This window comes from Bradyrhizobium sp. 154 (genome assembly GCF_023073875.1).
Classification (GTDB): domain Bacteria; phylum Pseudomonadota; class Alphaproteobacteria; order Rhizobiales; family Xanthobacteraceae; genus Bradyrhizobium.
In genome coordinates this window covers 52,520-67,699 of record NZ_JADPKG010000102.1, presented here as the reverse complement: position 1 = coordinate 67,699, position 15,180 = coordinate 52,520, and the positions used below count along the sequence as shown (strand labels likewise).

Here is a 15,180-nt window from a genome sequence, read left to right as displayed (position 1 = left end):
TCCCCACCCTCACAACGACAGATGCGCGTCGCGGATATCCGGACGCGCGTCGAGTTCGGCCATGGTGCCGCCGAAGCAAATGCGGCCGCGCTCGATGATGTAGGCGCGATCGGAAATCAGCCGCGCGAAATGCAGATTCTGCTCGGAGACGACGATGCTGACGCCCTCTTTCTTCATGGTCAGGATGGCATCGACCATCTGCTCCACGATCTTCGGCGACAGGCCCTCCGAAGGCTCGTCCAGCAGCACCAGCGACGGATTGCCCATCAGCGTGCGCGCAATGGTGAGCATCTGCTGCTCGCCGCCGCTCATGCGTCCGCCGGAGCGATTCTTCATCTCACCCAAGTTTGGAAACAGCGCGAACAGTTTTTCGCGCGTCCAGTGCGGCGCGTTCGGACGCTTGGGCTGGCGGCCGACCTCGAGATTTTCCTCAACGGTCAGGTCTGTGAAGATGCGCCGCTCCTCCGGCACATAGCCCAGGCCCTCGCGGACGATCTCGTGCGTCGGACGCACCGAGACATCCTTGCCCTCGAACATGATGCGGCCGGTTCGCTGCGCGACGAGGCCGACGATGGAGCGGAACGTCGTCGACTTACCCGCGCCGTTGCGCCCGAGCAGTGCGACGACCTCGCCCTCACCGACCTCGAAGCCGATGTCGAACAGGATATGCGCCGGGCCATAATGGCTGTTAAGCCCTTCGACCTTCAGCTTCATGCCGAGGCTCCCTCGCGATGGCGGGCATCATAGACGAGGCCTTCGCCGAGATAGACCGCCTGCACCTGCGGATTGCCGCGCACTTCGGCCGGCGAGCCCTCGGCGATCAGCGCGCCGCGGTTGAGCACGATGATGCGGTCGGCATGTTCGAACACGACGTCCATGTCGTGCTCGGTGAAGAGCACGCCGATCGATTTCTCCCGCGCGATCTGCGCGGTCAGCCGCATCAGGTCGACGCGCTCGCGCGGCGCCATGCCCGCGGTCGGCTCGTCCATCAAGAGCAGCTTTGGCTGGTTGGCGAGCGCCACCGCAAGCTCGAGACGCTTGAGGTCGCCATAGGCGAGCTCGCCGCAGGGGCGATCAGCGTAGCCGCCCATGCCGACCAGCTCGAGCAGCCGACCGGCTTCGCCGCGGTCGAACTTCGGCGCCGAGCCGAACAGATTGAACAGCTGCTTTCCGTGCGATATCAACGCGACCTGCACGTTCTCGCGCACGCTCATGGTGGCGAAGGTCGCGGTGATCTGGAACGTGCGCCCGACGCCGAGCCGCCAAACTTCGCGCGGTTTCCTGCCGGTGATCTCTTCACCTAATAGGCGGACATGCCCGGAGTCCGGCTTGTTCTGGCCGTTGAGCATGTCGAAGCAGGTGCTCTTGCCGGCCCCGTTCGGGCCGATCAGCGCCAGAATCTCGCCTGCACGCAACGAGAACGACACGCCGCGCACGGCATGAATGCCGCCATAGGATTTGGTCAGGCCTTCGACCGCGAGAAGTGGGGGTGCGACGCTCATTCGGCGGACTCGATCGGCTTAGCAAGCAAGGGAGATGCCGGCGGCGATGCTTTCTTACGGCGCTGCGCCAGCATCTCGAGCATGCCAACGATTCCCTTGGGGAAGACGACGACGATCAGCATGATGAAGCCGCCGAGCACAAGCTTCGACAAGTCGGTCTGGCTGATCAGCCAGATGTTCAAAGCCTTGTAGACGATGGCGCCGATCACCGCGCCCGACACCGTTTCGACGCCGCCGAGCAGCACCATGACCAGCGCATCGACCGACAGCGAAATGCCGAGATTGTCGGGGAAGACGCTGCCCTTGAGGTAGGCGAACAGGGCGCCGCCGATCCCAGCGGTGGTTCCTGCGATGACAAAGGCCGTCCACCGGATGCGCTTCGCGTCGATGCCGATCGCTTCGCTGCGCAGCGTCGAGTCACGCGTTGCTCGGAGCGCATAGCCGAACGGCGAGAACACCATGGCTCGAAGCGCGATCGTGACGAGCGCCGCGACGCCGAGCGCGAGCCAGTAGAAATGCGGTGGGCTCGCGGCCCAGCTCGACGGCCACAGGCCCAGAATGCCGTTGTCACCGCCTGTCACGTCCACCCACTGAAATGCGATCGACCACACGATCTGCGCGAAGGCGAGCGTCAGCATCGCGAAGTAGACGCCGGAGAGCTGCACCGCGAAGAAGCCGAACACGGCCGCGCCCAGGCAGCCGAGCAGCGGGCCGAGCAACAGACACACGATCATCGGCAGCCCCGCCATCTTGGCGAGGAAGGCAATGCCATAGGCGCCAAGCCCGAAATAGGCGGCATGGCCGAACGATGCGAGCCCGCCGACCGACATCAAGAAATGCAGGCTGACGGCAAAGATGACGAAGATCGCGATCTCCGAGCCGACCGTCAGCGCGTAATTGCCGGCGAACAGCGGCAGCGTCGCTGCGATGACGAGCGCGGCAAGTGCAGCCAGCCGTTCATTCGGCGTCAATGGCCGCCAGGGATTGACGGTGAGGCCCGGCGTCTTGCGCGCAGCCGCCTCGGGCCTGCCGAACAGGCCCCAGGGCCGCACGATCAGCACCACTGCCATCACCAGGAAGACCAGAATGATGGAGATCTTTGGAAAGATCAGGATGCCGAAGGCGTTGAGTTCGGACACCAGCACCGCCGCAACGAACGCGCCGACGATACTGCCAAGGCCGCCGATCACGACCACGACGAAGACCTCGACGATGATCCGGAGATCCATGGCGTGATGCACGGCATCGCGCGGGATCTGAAGCGCGCCGCCGAGAGCGGCGAGGAAGACGCCGACTGCGAACACGGAGGTGAACAGCCATTTCTGATTGACGCCGAGCGCGGCGACCATGTCGCGGTCCTGCGTTGCGGCGCGCACCAGCACGCCCCAGCGCGTGCGCTGAAACAGCAGCCAGAGAATGCCGAGCACGACGGGTCCGAGCACGATCAGGAATAGGTCATAGCTCGGAATGTTCTGGCCGAAAAAATCGATCGCGCCCTTGAAGCCGGGCGCGCGGCGGCCGACGAGGTCGTCGGGTCCCCAGATCAGCACCACGAGATCTTCGACCATCAGGGTCAGGCCAAACGTCGCGAGCAGCTGGAACAATTCGGGCGCATGATAAATGCGCCGGAGCAGCACCATCTCGACGATGATGCCGATCATCGCCACCGCCAGCGCCGCCAGCACGATCCCGCCCCAGAAGCCGAACGCACCCGACAGTCGCTCGGTGAGCGTGAAGGCGATGTAGGCGCCGATCATGTAGAAGGCGCCATGCGCGAAATTCACGATCCGCGTCACGCCGAAGATAATCGACAGGCCCGAGGCCACCAAGAATAGCGACGCTGCGCTGGCGAGACCGGTCAGAAACTGTGCGACGTAAAAGGCCATCGGCGGTCCGGGTAGAGGTTGAGGTCACCTCTCCCCACGAAGAGCGGGGAGAGGGAGGGGAAAGATAATCAATCCTTCGGCCGCAGCTTCTCGACCTCGGCATCGGTGGGCAGATAGTCCGCGCCCTTCTTGTAGGACGAATCCACCATCACACCCTTGCCATCCTTCAGCGCGGTCTTGCCGACATAGGCACCGAGCGTCGATTGATGGTCGATCTTGCGGAAGGTGATCTCGCCGAAAGGCGATGGCATCGACAGGCCTTCGGCCGCGGCGATCAGCTTCTCCGGATCGGTCGAGCCGGCCTTCGCCAGGATTGCCGCTGCCGACTTGATGGTCTGATAACCGACGATCGAGCCGAGGCGCGGATAGTCGTTGTACTTGGCCTGGTAGGCCTTCAGGAACGCGTCGTGCTCTGGCGTCTTGATCGAGTACCAGGGATAGCCGGTGACGATCCAACCCTCCGGCGTCTCCTCCTTGAGCGGATCGAGATATTCCGGTTCGCCGGTCAGGAAGGAGACGACCTCCCGCCCCTTGAACAGGCCGCGGGTGTTGCCTTCGCGCACGAGCTTGACGAGGTCGGCGCCGAAGGTGACGTTGAGGATGGCTTCCGGATTGGCGGCGGCAACCGCCTGCACCACCGGACCTGCGTCGATCTTGCCCTGCGGCGGCCACTGTTCGTCGACCCACTGGATGTCCGGGCGCTTTTCCGACATCAGCTTCTTGAACACCGCGACGGCCGATTGGCCGTATTCGTAGTTCGGCGCGATCGTCGCCCAGCGTTTCGCCGGCAGCTTGCTGGCTGCCTCCACCAGCATCGCCGCCTGCATGTAGTTGGAGGGACGCAGGCGGAAGGTGTATTTGTTGCCCTTCGACCAGGTGATCGCGTCGGTCAGCGGCTCGGCCGCGAGGAAGAACACCTTCTTCTGGTTGGCGAAGTCGCTGACGGCGAGGCCGATGTTCGACAGGAACGTGCCCGCGAGCATCGCAACGCCCTCGCTCGAGACGAGCTCATTCGCAGCGGTCTGCGCATCCGCCGGCTTGCCGCCATCGTCCTTGGAGATGACGACGAGCTTCTTGCCGTTGATGCCACCGGCCGCGTTGATCTCCTCGGTGGCGAGCTGCCATCCCTTGCGATAAGGCTCGGTGAAGGCCGGCAACAGCGAATAGCTGTTGATCTCGCCGATCTTGATGTCCTGCGCCAGGGCCGAATGGGCCATGCCGCCGGCCAGAAGCGCGAAGGCCGCGCCGACAAAAACGTTTCTTGCTCGCATCCCAACCTCCAGTTTTGAACTTCTCTGCCTTTCGCAAACGATCTGATCGGAGAACCCGTGCCCGGTTCTCCGGACGCGCTATCTCAAACCGTCTTCGCCCTTGATCTCCGCAACCGTCAGCCCGCCGACGCGCGGCAGTGGACGGCCGCTGTCGGTGACGGCAACCGCGACCATGATTTCATTGGCCCGCGGTGCATCGTTGATCTGTACCTCCATGCCGTCGAAATGGCTGCGTACGAAAGCCGCGTCCTTGTGCCCCAGAGGGATATCGAGCGTCGTGCCCGGGCCGCTGCGTTTTTTCGACGACGGGATCAGCGCCGCGCCCTTGCCCAGCACTTTTCGCACCGGCGCACCCATCTTCGGATGAAGAATGGCGGCGGCGTGCTCCAGCTCGCCGTTCTCGCCGACGGCGGCGGCCTTGCCATAGCTCTGCACCTTTGCGCCATCGATCCCGAGCGCCGCCACCGCGCGCTTCGATAGCAGCTCGCCCAGCTCCTCGCCAATCGCGACGAGCGGCGAAAGGTCTTCGACATATTTCCCCGCAAAGGGATTCTCGATCACGGCGATCGCCGCGGCGCGCCGCGTCGGCGGCGACACCTGACGTCCCATCTCCATCTGGGTCTCTTCGAGGACGGTGACGATCTTGCGGATGATCGCGTTCATGATTGTTTCCTCAAGTAACTTCCCTGTTCAGGCATGAACCGCAGTCTCCAGCATAGGCGGGCGCGATCGTTGCCGTTCGATATCTTTTGGTCCGATGACAAGCATATCACCACAAAGCTGCAATACGGCACCCTCGATCAATTCGCGATCGAATAAATGCCGTGCACATTCCGCGCCAGATTCGAGCGCGGCCGCGATCTCATTGTGCGACAACTTGCCGACCTCGCGGGTGACAAGACGGGCCCCGAGATCGCTGTCAGGCTGAAGCTCGTTGGCGGGCTTGCGGATGATGGCCGGATGTCTCGGCAGATCCACCGCGTTGGCGATGATCGTGGCCGCCGCATCGGCCTGCGATGCCGTTGCAGCCAACACCGTCACCGCGTCGGCGATGCCGAGCGAAAAACTACGACCGTGGCGTCCGCTGGTCGCGATTCCGCGTACAGGGTCGGCCGAATCGACCCTCATGGTCCGCATCACGCCGGAGCCATCAGGGCGATCCATCAGACCGACAGAGAAATGCTCGCCTTCGCCAAGATGAAGCGCGAGGTCGCCGCCATTGTTGACGTAGGCTTGATTGAGTGTCGCGGCTCCGAGCATTGCGCCAAGGATCTCCTCCGCCACACTGCCAGCAACGGCGGCCATCGGCGTGACGAAGCAATCAGCCGCGTAGGGCGACACAGCGGCATGCATCCGCCGCGCGACCACGCCCTTCAGCGAAGTCCGCTCCTCAGCGGCCGTCCGCAGCTCCGGCAGTTCCGCGCAGAGCTCATCCAACAATCCGGTGAACCGCCACGCTGCAGCCTCATAGGCCGCGCGCACCTCGTCCGCAGGCCCCCTCGCCTCCACGATCAAATCAATCGGTCCATCCTGCAAATGCAGCCGCCGGCCGTCAGACAGGAATGCGATTTGCGGGCGCCGTGTCATGCCCGACGTCCCGGGATCGGGTTCTGCCAGGGCAATTGACGGACGTCGTCACCGCTCTGCACTTCGGAAAGCGGCTTCACATGATCCATGTGACCGCCGAGCGCGGCATAGTCCGACAGCATCATGGTGAACTCGATTGGCGCGACCAGCGCCGGCGTCGGCACGTAGCCAAACGCACCCGCCGGCATCTGCGTCACGTCGACCATGTAGGTGATGCCTCCGCCGGGCCAGACATAGACCGGCGCGCCGCCGCTGGTGACGCGCGTCAGTGCGTCCTTAACCGAGCGCGTCAGCCGCACCGGATTGTCGGTGACGCCGGCGCGCAACGAGCCGCCGGCACCCGCCATGAACAGCACCGTGCAGAGTGCCGGCTCGCAATTCTCCTGGATGCGCTCGACCGAAAACTTCAGGTCATCAGGCATCTCGGTCTCGACCGGCTTCAAAGCCTCGTCGAGGACATAATAGGACGAATGCTCGCCGGTGGTGGAGACCATCAGCATGGTCAGACCGGGCTTGGCTTGCTTGGCATCAAACGGCCCGAGAATCGAGAGCGGATCCGAGATGTTGGTGCCCCCCCAGCCCGTGCCGGGCTCGGCGACCTGGAAATAGCGGCCGGGCGTCGAACGCCGGCCCTTCATCTTGATGCCGGTATCGGCGATGTCGAGCAGCTTGCCGGCCTGATGTTCCGACAGCACGCCAGTGATGTGGTCATCGACCACGACGACCTCGTCGACCTTGCCATGCCACTGCTTGGCGAACATGCCGATCGTCGCCGAGCCGCAGCCGACCCGCATGCGCTCTTCCTTCACGCCGTTGACGATCGGCGGCTGGCCGGCCTGCACCACCACGGTCGCGCCGCCGTCGATGGTGAGCTCGACCGCCTTGCAATTGGCGAGATCCATCAGCGTGTCGCAGGTGACGCGCCCCTCTTTCTTGGAGCCGCCAGTGAGATGATGCACGCCGCCGAGCGAGAGCATCTGCGAGCCGTATTCGCTGGTGGTGACGTGGCCCACCGCCTCGCCTTGCGCGCGAACGGTCGCGGTCTCCGGCCCGAGATAGCGATCGGTGTCGATCTTCACCTTGACGCCGCAATAGGAGAAGATGCCCTCGGTGACCACAGTCACCATGTCGACGCCGTCGACCTCCGCGGAGACGATGAATGGCGCCGGCTTGTAGTCGGGATAGGTCGTGCCCGCGCCGATCGCCGTCACAAAGGTTGAAGGCTCGTGGACGATCTTGCCGTCCCAGTCTTCGGTCCGGCTGAACGGCACCAGCTTGCCGCCATGCGAGACGGTGCGCTCCAGGATCACGTGCGGATCGACGCGAACGAGCTTGCCGTCGTGGTTAGCGTAGCGGTCGCAAGCTCCCGCCGCACCCGGCTTGATATAACACATCACCGGACAGGCATCGCAGCGTATCTTGTCGATGGCAGCGCTCGTCGTTTCCATCACCATGTCAGAGCCAGCAGACACCGCGGTTATCATTCGTATACGAACGATGTTGCGCGCGGTCCCGATGGCTGTCAAGCGGCGGTGCGGCGCAAAAGGTGCACCTGCCGCATAAAAGCTCATATGCCTATCCGCCCTGTCCACAAAGGAGGCAGTCGCGCTGCAGTGCGGCATGACGGCTTGCACGTTTGTGTACAAACGGTATCGTCGCGACTTACAAATCGCGTGTTTACAGGGCTTGGGAACGAGGATGATGCAGACACCGATCCGCCTCACCGTGAACGGCAGGATCCACGAGGTCACTGCGGCGCGAGACACGCCGCTGCTCTACGTGCTGCGCAACGACCTCGCGCTCAACGGGCCGAAATATGGCTGCGGCCTCGGTGAATGCGGCACCTGTACTGTCCTGATCGACGGGGCCGCGGCACGCTCCTGCGTGATTCCCGTGAGTGGCTGCGATGGCCGCGACATCGTGACGCTCGAAGGCTTGGGCACGCGCGACAAGCCGGACATCGTGCAGCAGGCCTTCATCGACGAGCAGGCCGCGCAATGCGGCTACTGCCTCAACGGCATGATCATGACCACCAAGGCGCTGCTCGCGGTCAATCCGCGGCCGACCGAACAGCAAGCGCTGGCGGCACTGCGCTACAATCTCTGCCGCTGCGGCACGCATGTCGAAATCCTGCGCGCGGTGATGCGCGCCTCCGGCCAGCTCACCGAGGCCGCTGATTGATGGTCTCCTCCCATTCGAACGGAGCTGAGCGGCCATCCGGTTCGCTCGTCGTCTTGCGCACCGTGGACGAGGTCACAACCGAGACCTATGTCCGCATCACCGCGGACGGTTCGATCACAGCCTATAACGGCCATGTCGATCTCGGCACCGGCATCCGCACGGCGCTCGGCCAGATCGTCGCCGAAGAGTTGGACGTGTCCTTTGCGCGCGTCGTCATCGTGCTCGGCGATACCGCACTGGTGCCGAACCAGGGCGCGACGATCGCGAGCGAGACGATCCAGATCACGGCTGTGCCCTTGCGCAAGGCCGCAGCCCAGGCGCGGCACTTCTTGATCGCACGCGCGGCCGAGCGGCTCGAACTGCCGGCGGCCGAGCTTAAGATCGACGACGGTCTCGTGCGCGGGCCCGACAATCGCTGCGTCAGCTATGGCGAACTGATCGGCGGCGAGACGATCAGCCTGGAGCTTGCCGATGACGTCGTCGTCAAGGCGGTTGGCGATTATGCCATCGTCGGCCAGTCGGTGCCGCGGGTCGACCTGCCGGCCAAGGCCACGGGCGAGCTAACTTTCGTGCACGACATCCGCGTGCCCGGCATGCTGCACGGCCGCGTGGTGCGTCCGCCCTATGCCGGCGTCGATGCCGGTCCGTTCGTCGGCACCAGCCTGATCGCCCTCGACGAGGCGTCGGTGCGCGACATTCCCGGATTGGTTGCCGTCGTGCGCATCGGTGATTTCGTCGGCGTGGTCGCCGAGCGCGAGGAGAATGCGATCCGGGCGGCAGAGCAGCTCAAGGTGAGCTGGAAGCCGACACCCGCGCTGACCGATCTCGCTGATGTCGAGAGCGCGCTGCGCGCCAATCCATCGACGCCGCGCACGCTGATCGACAAGGGCGACGTCGACGCGGCGATATCGGGCGCGGCCAAGCCGATGCAGCGCACTTATGTCTGGCCGTATCAGATGCACGCCTCGATCGGCCCGTCCTGCGCGGTCGCCGACTTCCAGGATGGCAACATCCGCGTCTGGTCCGGCACGCAGAACCCGCACGTGCTGCGCAGCGATCTGGCGCTGCTGATCGAGCGTCCGGAGAGCGAGATCGAGGTGATCCGGCTGGAGGCCGCCGGCTGCTATGGCCGCAACTGCGCCGATGACGTCACGGCGGACGCCCTGCTGCTGTCGCGCGCGGTCGGCCGGGCCGTGCGCGTGCAGTTGACGCGCGAGCAGGAGCACGCCTGGGAACCCAAGGGCACCGCGCAGCTCATCGACGTCAATGGCGGCCTCGACGCCGGCGGCGGCATCGCTGCCTACGATCTCGCCACGCGCTACCCCTCGAACGCCGCGCCGACCCTGGCGCTGCTGCTGACCGGGCGGATCTCGCCCGAGCCCGCCGTGCTCCAGATGGGCGACCGCACCGCTATTCCGCCTTACGATTACGACCACATGCGCGTCGTCGCCCACGACATGCCGCCGATCGTGCGCGCGTCCTGGTTTCGCGGCGTCTCGGCGCTGCCGAACACCTTTGCACATGAATCCTATATCGATGAGGCCGCGACAGAGGCCGGCGTCGACCCGATCGAGTATCGCCTGCGCTACCTGAAGGATCAGCGCGCCGTTGACCTCGTCAATGCGGTCGCCGAGCGCGCAGGCTGGACGCCGCGACCGGTCCGCGAAGAGAAAGACGGCGAGATCGTGCACGGGCGTGGCTTTGCTTATGCGCTCTACGTCCACAGCAAGTTCCCCGGCTATGGCGCGGCGTGGTCGGCCTGGGTTGCAGACGTCGCGGTGAACAAAAGCACCGGCGACGTCAGCATCACGCGCGTGGTCGCCGGACAGGACTCCGGCCTGATGATCAATCCGGACGGCGTGCGTCACCAGATTCACGGCAACGTCATCCAGTCCACCAGCCGCGCGCTAATGGAGGAGGTCTCGTTCGAGCGCGGCGCGGTGGCAGCGCGCGAATGGGGGGCCTATCCGATCATCCCCTTCCCAGACGTGCCCAAGATCGACGTGCTGATGCTGCCGCGTCAGGACCAGCCGCCGCTCGGCGTCGGCGAATCTGCCTCAGTGCCGAGCGCGGCGGCGATCGCCAATGCGATCTTCGATGCCACCGGCGTGCGCTTTCGCGAGCCGCCATTCACGCCGGAACGCATTCTCAGGGGATTGCACGGCGATGCGGCGGCCGCGCCGCAGGCCCTGCCCGCGCCGGCCACCCCGCCGCCATCCCGCATCTGGGAGAATCCGTTCGCCCAACGCGCCGGTATCTTTGCGACGATCGCGGCCGTCTGCACCGCCGCGATCGGAGTCGGCGCGGCGCTGCTGCCGGGGCGCGCGATCGCACCCATCGCCCAACCCGACGCGTCGGTCTATTCCGCGGCAACGATCGCCCGCGGCGAACAACTCGCGGCGCTCGGCAATTGCGCGGAGTGCCATACGACGGTTCGAGGCGCGCTCAATGCCGGTGGCCGTGCGCTGGAAACGCCGTTCGGCACGATCTACTCGACCAACATCACGCCCGATGTCGAGACCGGCATCGGCGCCTGGTCCTACCCCGCCTTCGAGCGCGCGATGCGCGACGGGGTGCATCGCGACGGACGGCAGCTCTATCCTGCCTTCCCCTACACACATTTTTCGAAGACCAGCGAGGCCGACCTGCAGGCGCTCTATGCCTACCTGATGGCACAGCCTGCGGTGCGCGCGACACAGCCTGCCAACGCGCTCGCCTTCCCCTTCAATCTTCGGCCACTGCTCGCGGGATGGAACGCGCTGTTTCACGAGGCGGATGAATTCAAGCCCGATCCCGCGAAGTCTGAGCTTTGGAATCGCGGCGCCTATCTAGTCGAGAGTCTCGGCCATTGCAGCGCCTGCCATTCGCCGCGCAATGCACTCGGTGCCGAGCAGCGCCAGGCCTATCTCGCCGGAGGCTTTGCCGAAGGCTGGGAAGCTCCGGCCCTGACCTCGCTCTCCCGCGCACCTATTCCGTGGAACGAGGACGAACTCTTCGCTTACTTGCGCACTGGTCATTCGCGCTATCACGGCGTCGCGGCCGGCCCGATGGCGCCGATCGTCCGGGACCTCAAGGCCCTGTCCGATCAGGACATCCGCGCAATGGCGGTCTATCTCAATTCCTTCAATGACACCGCGAGCGACGGACAAATGCAAGACGCGCTCGCAACAAAACTCGAGAACGCGACGCAAGTCACTGTCGGCGCGTCCACGGGCGCGCGGCTCTATGTCGGCGCCTGCGCGGTCTGCCACGAGGTCGGCGGCCCGCCGCTGTTCGGCACCAGGCCCTCGCTCGCGCTCAACAGCAATCTGCATAGCGCGAGCTCGGACAATCTCGTGCAGGTGATCCTGCACGGCATTGCCGATCCGGTGTCGAGCGATCTCGGCTACATGCCCGCCTTCAAGGGCAGCCTGAGCGACGCGCAGGTCGAGGAGCTCGTCACCTTTCTGCGCAAGCAGTTCGCACCGGAGAAGCCGGCCTGGACCGGCGTGCGCGAGACGATCGCGCGCGCACGCGCATCCGCAAATTAGGCGTGCTTTTTGATCTCCACCGGCGGCGTGCCATGCGTGTGGAACGACTCGATCGTCTTCAGGCCCCAGGCCTGGCCCTTCTTGCGCTCCTCCTCGGTCCACACGATCGGCTTCCAGTCCGGCGCGAGGATGAGACGCGCGCCGGCGTTGGCGACCTCGACGCGGTTGCCGCCAGGCTCATAGACGTAGAGGAAGAAGGTCTGCTGGATCGCGTGCTTGTGCGGGCCAGTCTCGATGTGCACGCCGTTCTCCAGGAAAATGTCTGCAGCGCGCAAAATCTCCTCGCGGCTGTCGAGCGCGTAGGTGACGTGATGGAAGCGGCCGGGCGTGCCTGAATGGTCGAGCGAATAGGCGAAGTCGTAGCTCTTGTTCGACATCGTCAGCCACATCGCGGCTTCACGACCGTCGTTCAGCACGATCTGCTCGGTGAGACGGCAGCCGAGATAGTTCTCGAAGAACTCGCGGTTGGCCTTGATGTCGACGGCGAGGCAGTTGAGATGGTCGAGCCGGCGCACGTTGACGCCGCGGGCCGGAAAGCGCTGGGCCTGGTTCTTCAGTGCGGGCTTCAGCTCCGGCGGCGCCTGATACCATTCGGTCTCGTAATAGAGTTCGACGATGTGTCCATCAGGATCACGGCAGCGGAAGGTCGGCCCCTGCCCCATATCGCCGTCGATCCAGCCGATATCGAAGCCGGAGCCTTTCAGCGCGGCGACTCGGCGTTCCAAGGCCTGCTGACTGCGCGCGCGCAACGCCATGTGCTCCATGCCCGAGGTCTTCGAGGCCGTGAGCTTGAGCGAATAGCGCTCGTAATCGTCCCAACCGCGCAAGTAGACCGACTCGCCGTTCTGCCCGCTCACGGTCATGCCCATGACATCGACGAAGAACTTCAGGCTTTCATCAGGCTTCGGCGTCAAGAGCTCCATGTGGCCGAGATGGGCGAGATCGAGGATCGGTTCGGGCTGCATGCTTCCCTCCAAACGTCGCCGTCAGCGTTGGCTGCGATCCGCAGGACCGAATCCCGCAATCGGGCGTGAGACTGCGATGCGCCCACGCCATGGCGGACACTGAAGCCGTCGGTTCATTTGTACTAATGTACAAATCATTAGGTCTCGTCAACAAATCAAACATCTTCCAACGGGAGGGCGCGCCGCTCCCGGGAACAATTACTCCCGAACGGCGGAACCCTGACTGCCTCCAATGGTAAAGCCTTCCTTAACCGCCTTCGGCTCTCCTGAACCTCCCAATGTAGCTTTTTCCTGCCATTTCTTCTCTCAACGCGGATAGGAAACCACCTTTCGGCCGGATTGCCGCGGATTTAACGAAGCGGCCGCGCCTGCGGCTTAACCGTTTGTGCAGCGACGGCTGCGCATAGTCCGGACCAAACCCGTTGCTCTTGCCAGGTTCATTCATTGTGACATCCTTTGGACGCGTGATTTCGGTTCGCGGATCGCTCGCCCGGGTCGGGCTTCTGGCGGAAAGCCGGATGCCGGTCTCGGAGGTTCGGGCGACCGTCGGCCGCTTCGTCAGTATCCGCTGCGCAAACTCGGTTATCGTCGCAATGATCACCGAGGTCTCCTGCGAAAACCTGTCGGCTAGCGACAATTACATTGCGATTGCCTCGGTCGACCTGCTTGGTGAGATCCTCAACGCCACCGACAAGCCGAAATTCCAGCGAGGCGTCACCAATTATCCAACCATCGGCGATGCCGTCGACCTGATCACGAGCCAGGAGTTGCGCACGATCTACGCGCCGATCGGGTCGGACCAGATCAATGTCGGCTTCCTCCAGCAGGACCGCTCGGTCGTCGCCTATGTCGACGTCGAGGAAATGCTGTCCAAGCACTTCGCGGTGCTGGGATCGACCGGCGTCGGCAAATCGACCGGCGTCTCGCTGCTGCTGAACGAGATCCTGAAGGCGCGTCCGAACCTGCGCATCTTCCTGCTCGACGTGCACAACGAATATGGCCGCTGCTTCGGCGATCGCGCGCTAGTGCTCAATCCGCGGAATCTAAAGCTGCCGTTCTGGCTGTTCAACTTCGAGGAAATCGTCGACGTGCTGTTCGGCGGCCGCGCGGGCGTGCCTGAGGAGCTCGACATTCTCGCCGAGGTGATCCCGATCGCGAAGGGCGTCTATACCCAGTACCAGAACGCCGACCGCATCGGTCTCAAGCGCATCGATCCCAAGCAGGTCGGCTACACCGCCGACACGCCAGTGCCGTATCGCCTGGTTGACTTGATCTCGCTGATCGACGAGCGCATGGGCAAGCTCGAGAACCGCTCGTCGCGCATCATCTATCACAAACTGATCTCGCGCATCGAGGCCGTCCGCAACGACCCGCGCTACGCCTTCATGTTCGACAACGCCAATGTTGGCGGCGACACCATGGCCGAGGTGATCAGCCATTTGTTCCGCCTGCCGGCCAACGGCAAACCGATGACGGTGATGCAGCTCGCCGGCTTCCCGGCCGAGGTCATCGATTCCGTCGTCTCGGTGCTTTGCCGCATGGCTTTCGACTTCGGCCTGTGGAGCGACGGCGTCTCGCCGCTGCTGTTCGTGTGCGAGGAAGCGCATCGCTACGCCTCCGCCGACCGCAACATCGGCTTCGGGCCGACCCGCAAGGCTGTTTCGCGCATTGCTAAAGAGGGCCGCAAATACGGCGTCTATCTCGGCCTCATCACCCAGCGCCCGGCCGAGCTCGACGCCACCATCATCTCCCAGTGCAACACGCTGTTCACGATGCGTCTCGCCAACGAGCGCGACCAAGCGCTGCTCCGCGCCGCCGTGTCGGACGCGGCCGCCAACCTGTTGTCCTTCGTGCCCTCGCTCGGCACCCGCGAAGTGCTGGCGTTCGGGGAAGGCGTCGCCCTGCCGACGCGGCTGCGCTTCAAGGAGGTGCCGCCGCATCAATTGCCGCGCGGCGAAGCCACCATCAGCAGCGTGCCCTCGGTCACCTCCGGTCACGACATGCATTTCGTCAGCGCCGTGCTCGAACGCTGGCGCGGCGCCACCTCGCAGCGCGACGTGCCAAACGATCCACTGTTCTCGGCCCCTCCCGCCAAGACGTTGTCCAGCCTCGAAGCGCCGATGCTGCAACCGTCGATGGGCCTCGATCCCGACCGCTTCTCGCTGCTGAAGAAGCCGTTGAGGTAAGGCCGCGCGTGTCCCGGACGCGCTACAGCGTGCAACGCTGCTGCGCAGGGCCGGGACCCACGCCACACGCAC

At 64.4% G+C, this 15,180-nt stretch carries 11 protein-coding genes; 3 read left to right on the top strand and 8 right to left on the bottom strand.

Going from position 1 to position 15,180, the window contains the following annotated elements; genetic code table 11:
- Positions 1 to 9: 9 nt before the first annotated feature.
- The 7 genes from IVA92_RS25365 to IVA92_RS25335 all read right to left on the bottom strand — a co-directional run bounded on the left by IVA92_RS25365 (position 10) and on the right by IVA92_RS25335 (position 7,700).
- Positions 10 to 714 (bottom strand): ABC transporter ATP-binding protein, encoded by a 705-nt coding sequence (locus IVA92_RS25365; RefSeq protein ID WP_247276850.1) that lies wholly within the window; start codon positions 712 to 714, stop codon positions 10 to 12.
- Positions 711 to 1,502, bottom strand: coding sequence for an ABC transporter ATP-binding protein (locus IVA92_RS25360; RefSeq protein WP_247276849.1), 792 nt, complete (start codon positions 1,500 to 1,502; stop codon positions 711 to 713). Before IVA92_RS25360 ends, IVA92_RS25365 begins: the two co-directional genes overlap by 4 nt.
- Positions 1,499 to 3,388, bottom strand: a complete 1,890-nt coding sequence (locus tag IVA92_RS25355) for an ABC transporter permease (protein WP_247276848.1) — start codon at positions 3,386 to 3,388, stop codon at positions 1,499 to 1,501. Before IVA92_RS25355 ends, IVA92_RS25360 begins: the two co-directional genes overlap by 4 nt.
- A 68-nt stretch (positions 3,389 to 3,456) precedes the next feature.
- Positions 3,457 to 4,659, bottom strand: coding sequence for an ABC transporter substrate-binding protein (locus IVA92_RS25350; protein ID WP_247276847.1), 1,203 nt, complete (start codon positions 4,657 to 4,659; stop codon positions 3,457 to 3,459).
- A gap of 78 nt (positions 4,660 to 4,737) precedes the next feature.
- The gene (locus IVA92_RS25345) at positions 4,738 to 5,322 is read right to left on the bottom strand and encodes an amino acid synthesis family protein (RefSeq protein WP_247276846.1); all 585 of its coding nucleotides are present in this window, start codon (positions 5,320 to 5,322) and stop codon (positions 4,738 to 4,740) included.
- 27 nt (positions 5,323 to 5,349) lie between these two features.
- Positions 5,350 to 6,246, bottom strand: a complete 897-nt coding sequence (locus IVA92_RS25340) for a UPF0280 family protein (protein ID WP_247276845.1) — start codon at positions 6,244 to 6,246, stop codon at positions 5,350 to 5,352.
- Positions 6,243 to 7,700 carry a 6-hydroxynicotinate reductase gene (locus tag IVA92_RS25335; protein ID WP_247276972.1) on the bottom strand — a complete coding sequence of 486 codons (1,458 nt, stop codon included), beginning with the start codon at positions 7,698 to 7,700 and terminating at the stop codon, positions 6,243 to 6,245. The genes IVA92_RS25340 and IVA92_RS25335 overlap by 4 nt, the downstream gene beginning before the upstream one ends.
- Positions 7,701 to 7,944: 244 nt before the next feature.
- On the opposite strand from IVA92_RS25335, the gene IVA92_RS25330 reads away from it, so the two are divergent.
- Positions 7,945 to 8,427 (top strand): (2Fe-2S)-binding protein, encoded by a 483-nt coding sequence (locus IVA92_RS25330; RefSeq protein WP_247276844.1) that lies wholly within the window; start codon positions 7,945 to 7,947, stop codon positions 8,425 to 8,427.
- Complete coding sequence (locus tag IVA92_RS25325; protein WP_247276971.1) at positions 8,427 to 11,957, top strand: molybdopterin cofactor-binding domain-containing protein; 3,531 nt, start codon at positions 8,427 to 8,429, stop codon at positions 11,955 to 11,957. The genes IVA92_RS25330 and IVA92_RS25325 overlap by 1 nt, the downstream gene beginning before the upstream one ends.
- Here IVA92_RS25325 and IVA92_RS25320 read toward each other — a convergent pair.
- Entirely contained in the window at positions 11,954 to 12,922 is a 969-nt protein-coding gene (locus IVA92_RS25320; RefSeq protein WP_247276843.1) for a catechol 2,3-dioxygenase, read from the bottom strand. The genes IVA92_RS25325 and IVA92_RS25320 overlap by 4 nt on opposite strands.
- 446 nt (positions 12,923 to 13,368) lie before the next feature.
- Here IVA92_RS25320 and IVA92_RS25315 point away from each other — a divergent pair, with 446 nt between their 5' ends.
- Positions 13,369 to 15,108 carry a DUF87 domain-containing protein gene (locus IVA92_RS25315; RefSeq protein ID WP_247276842.1) on the top strand — a complete coding sequence of 580 codons (1,740 nt, stop codon included), beginning with the start codon at positions 13,369 to 13,371 and terminating at the stop codon, positions 15,106 to 15,108.
- Positions 15,109 to 15,180 lie beyond the last annotated feature (72 nt).

Excerpts from the sequence above, each read along its gene's own strand:
- IVA92_RS25340 (WP_247276845.1), bottom strand. The coding sequence starts at position 6,246 with ATGACACGGCGCCCGCAAATCGCATTCCTGTCTGACGGCCGGCGGCTG.
- IVA92_RS25320 (WP_247276843.1), bottom strand. The coding sequence starts at position 12,922 with ATGCAGCCCGAACCGATCCTCGATCTCGCCCATCTCGGCCACATGGAG.
- IVA92_RS25365 (WP_247276850.1), bottom strand. The coding sequence starts at position 714 with ATGAAGCTGAAGGTCGAAGGGCTTAACAGCCATTATGGCCCGGCGCAT.
- IVA92_RS25360 (WP_247276849.1), bottom strand. The coding sequence starts at position 1,502 with ATGAGCGTCGCACCCCCACTTCTCGCGGTCGAAGGCCTGACCAAATCC.
- IVA92_RS25330 (WP_247276844.1), top strand. The coding sequence starts at position 7,945 with ATGATGCAGACACCGATCCGCCTCACCGTGAACGGCAGGATCCACGAG.
- IVA92_RS25345 (WP_247276846.1), bottom strand. The coding sequence starts at position 5,322 with ATGAACGCGATCATCCGCAAGATCGTCACCGTCCTCGAAGAGACCCAG.
- IVA92_RS25325 (WP_247276971.1), top strand. The coding sequence starts at position 8,427 with ATGGTCTCCTCCCATTCGAACGGAGCTGAGCGGCCATCCGGTTCGCTC.
- IVA92_RS25335 (WP_247276972.1), bottom strand. The coding sequence starts at position 7,700 with ATGGTGATGGAAACGACGAGCGCTGCCATCGACAAGATACGCTGCGAT.
- IVA92_RS25350 (WP_247276847.1), bottom strand. The coding sequence starts at position 4,659 with ATGCGAGCAAGAAACGTTTTTGTCGGCGCGGCCTTCGCGCTTCTGGCC.
- IVA92_RS25355 (WP_247276848.1), bottom strand. The coding sequence starts at position 3,388 with ATGGCCTTTTACGTCGCACAGTTTCTGACCGGTCTCGCCAGCGCAGCG.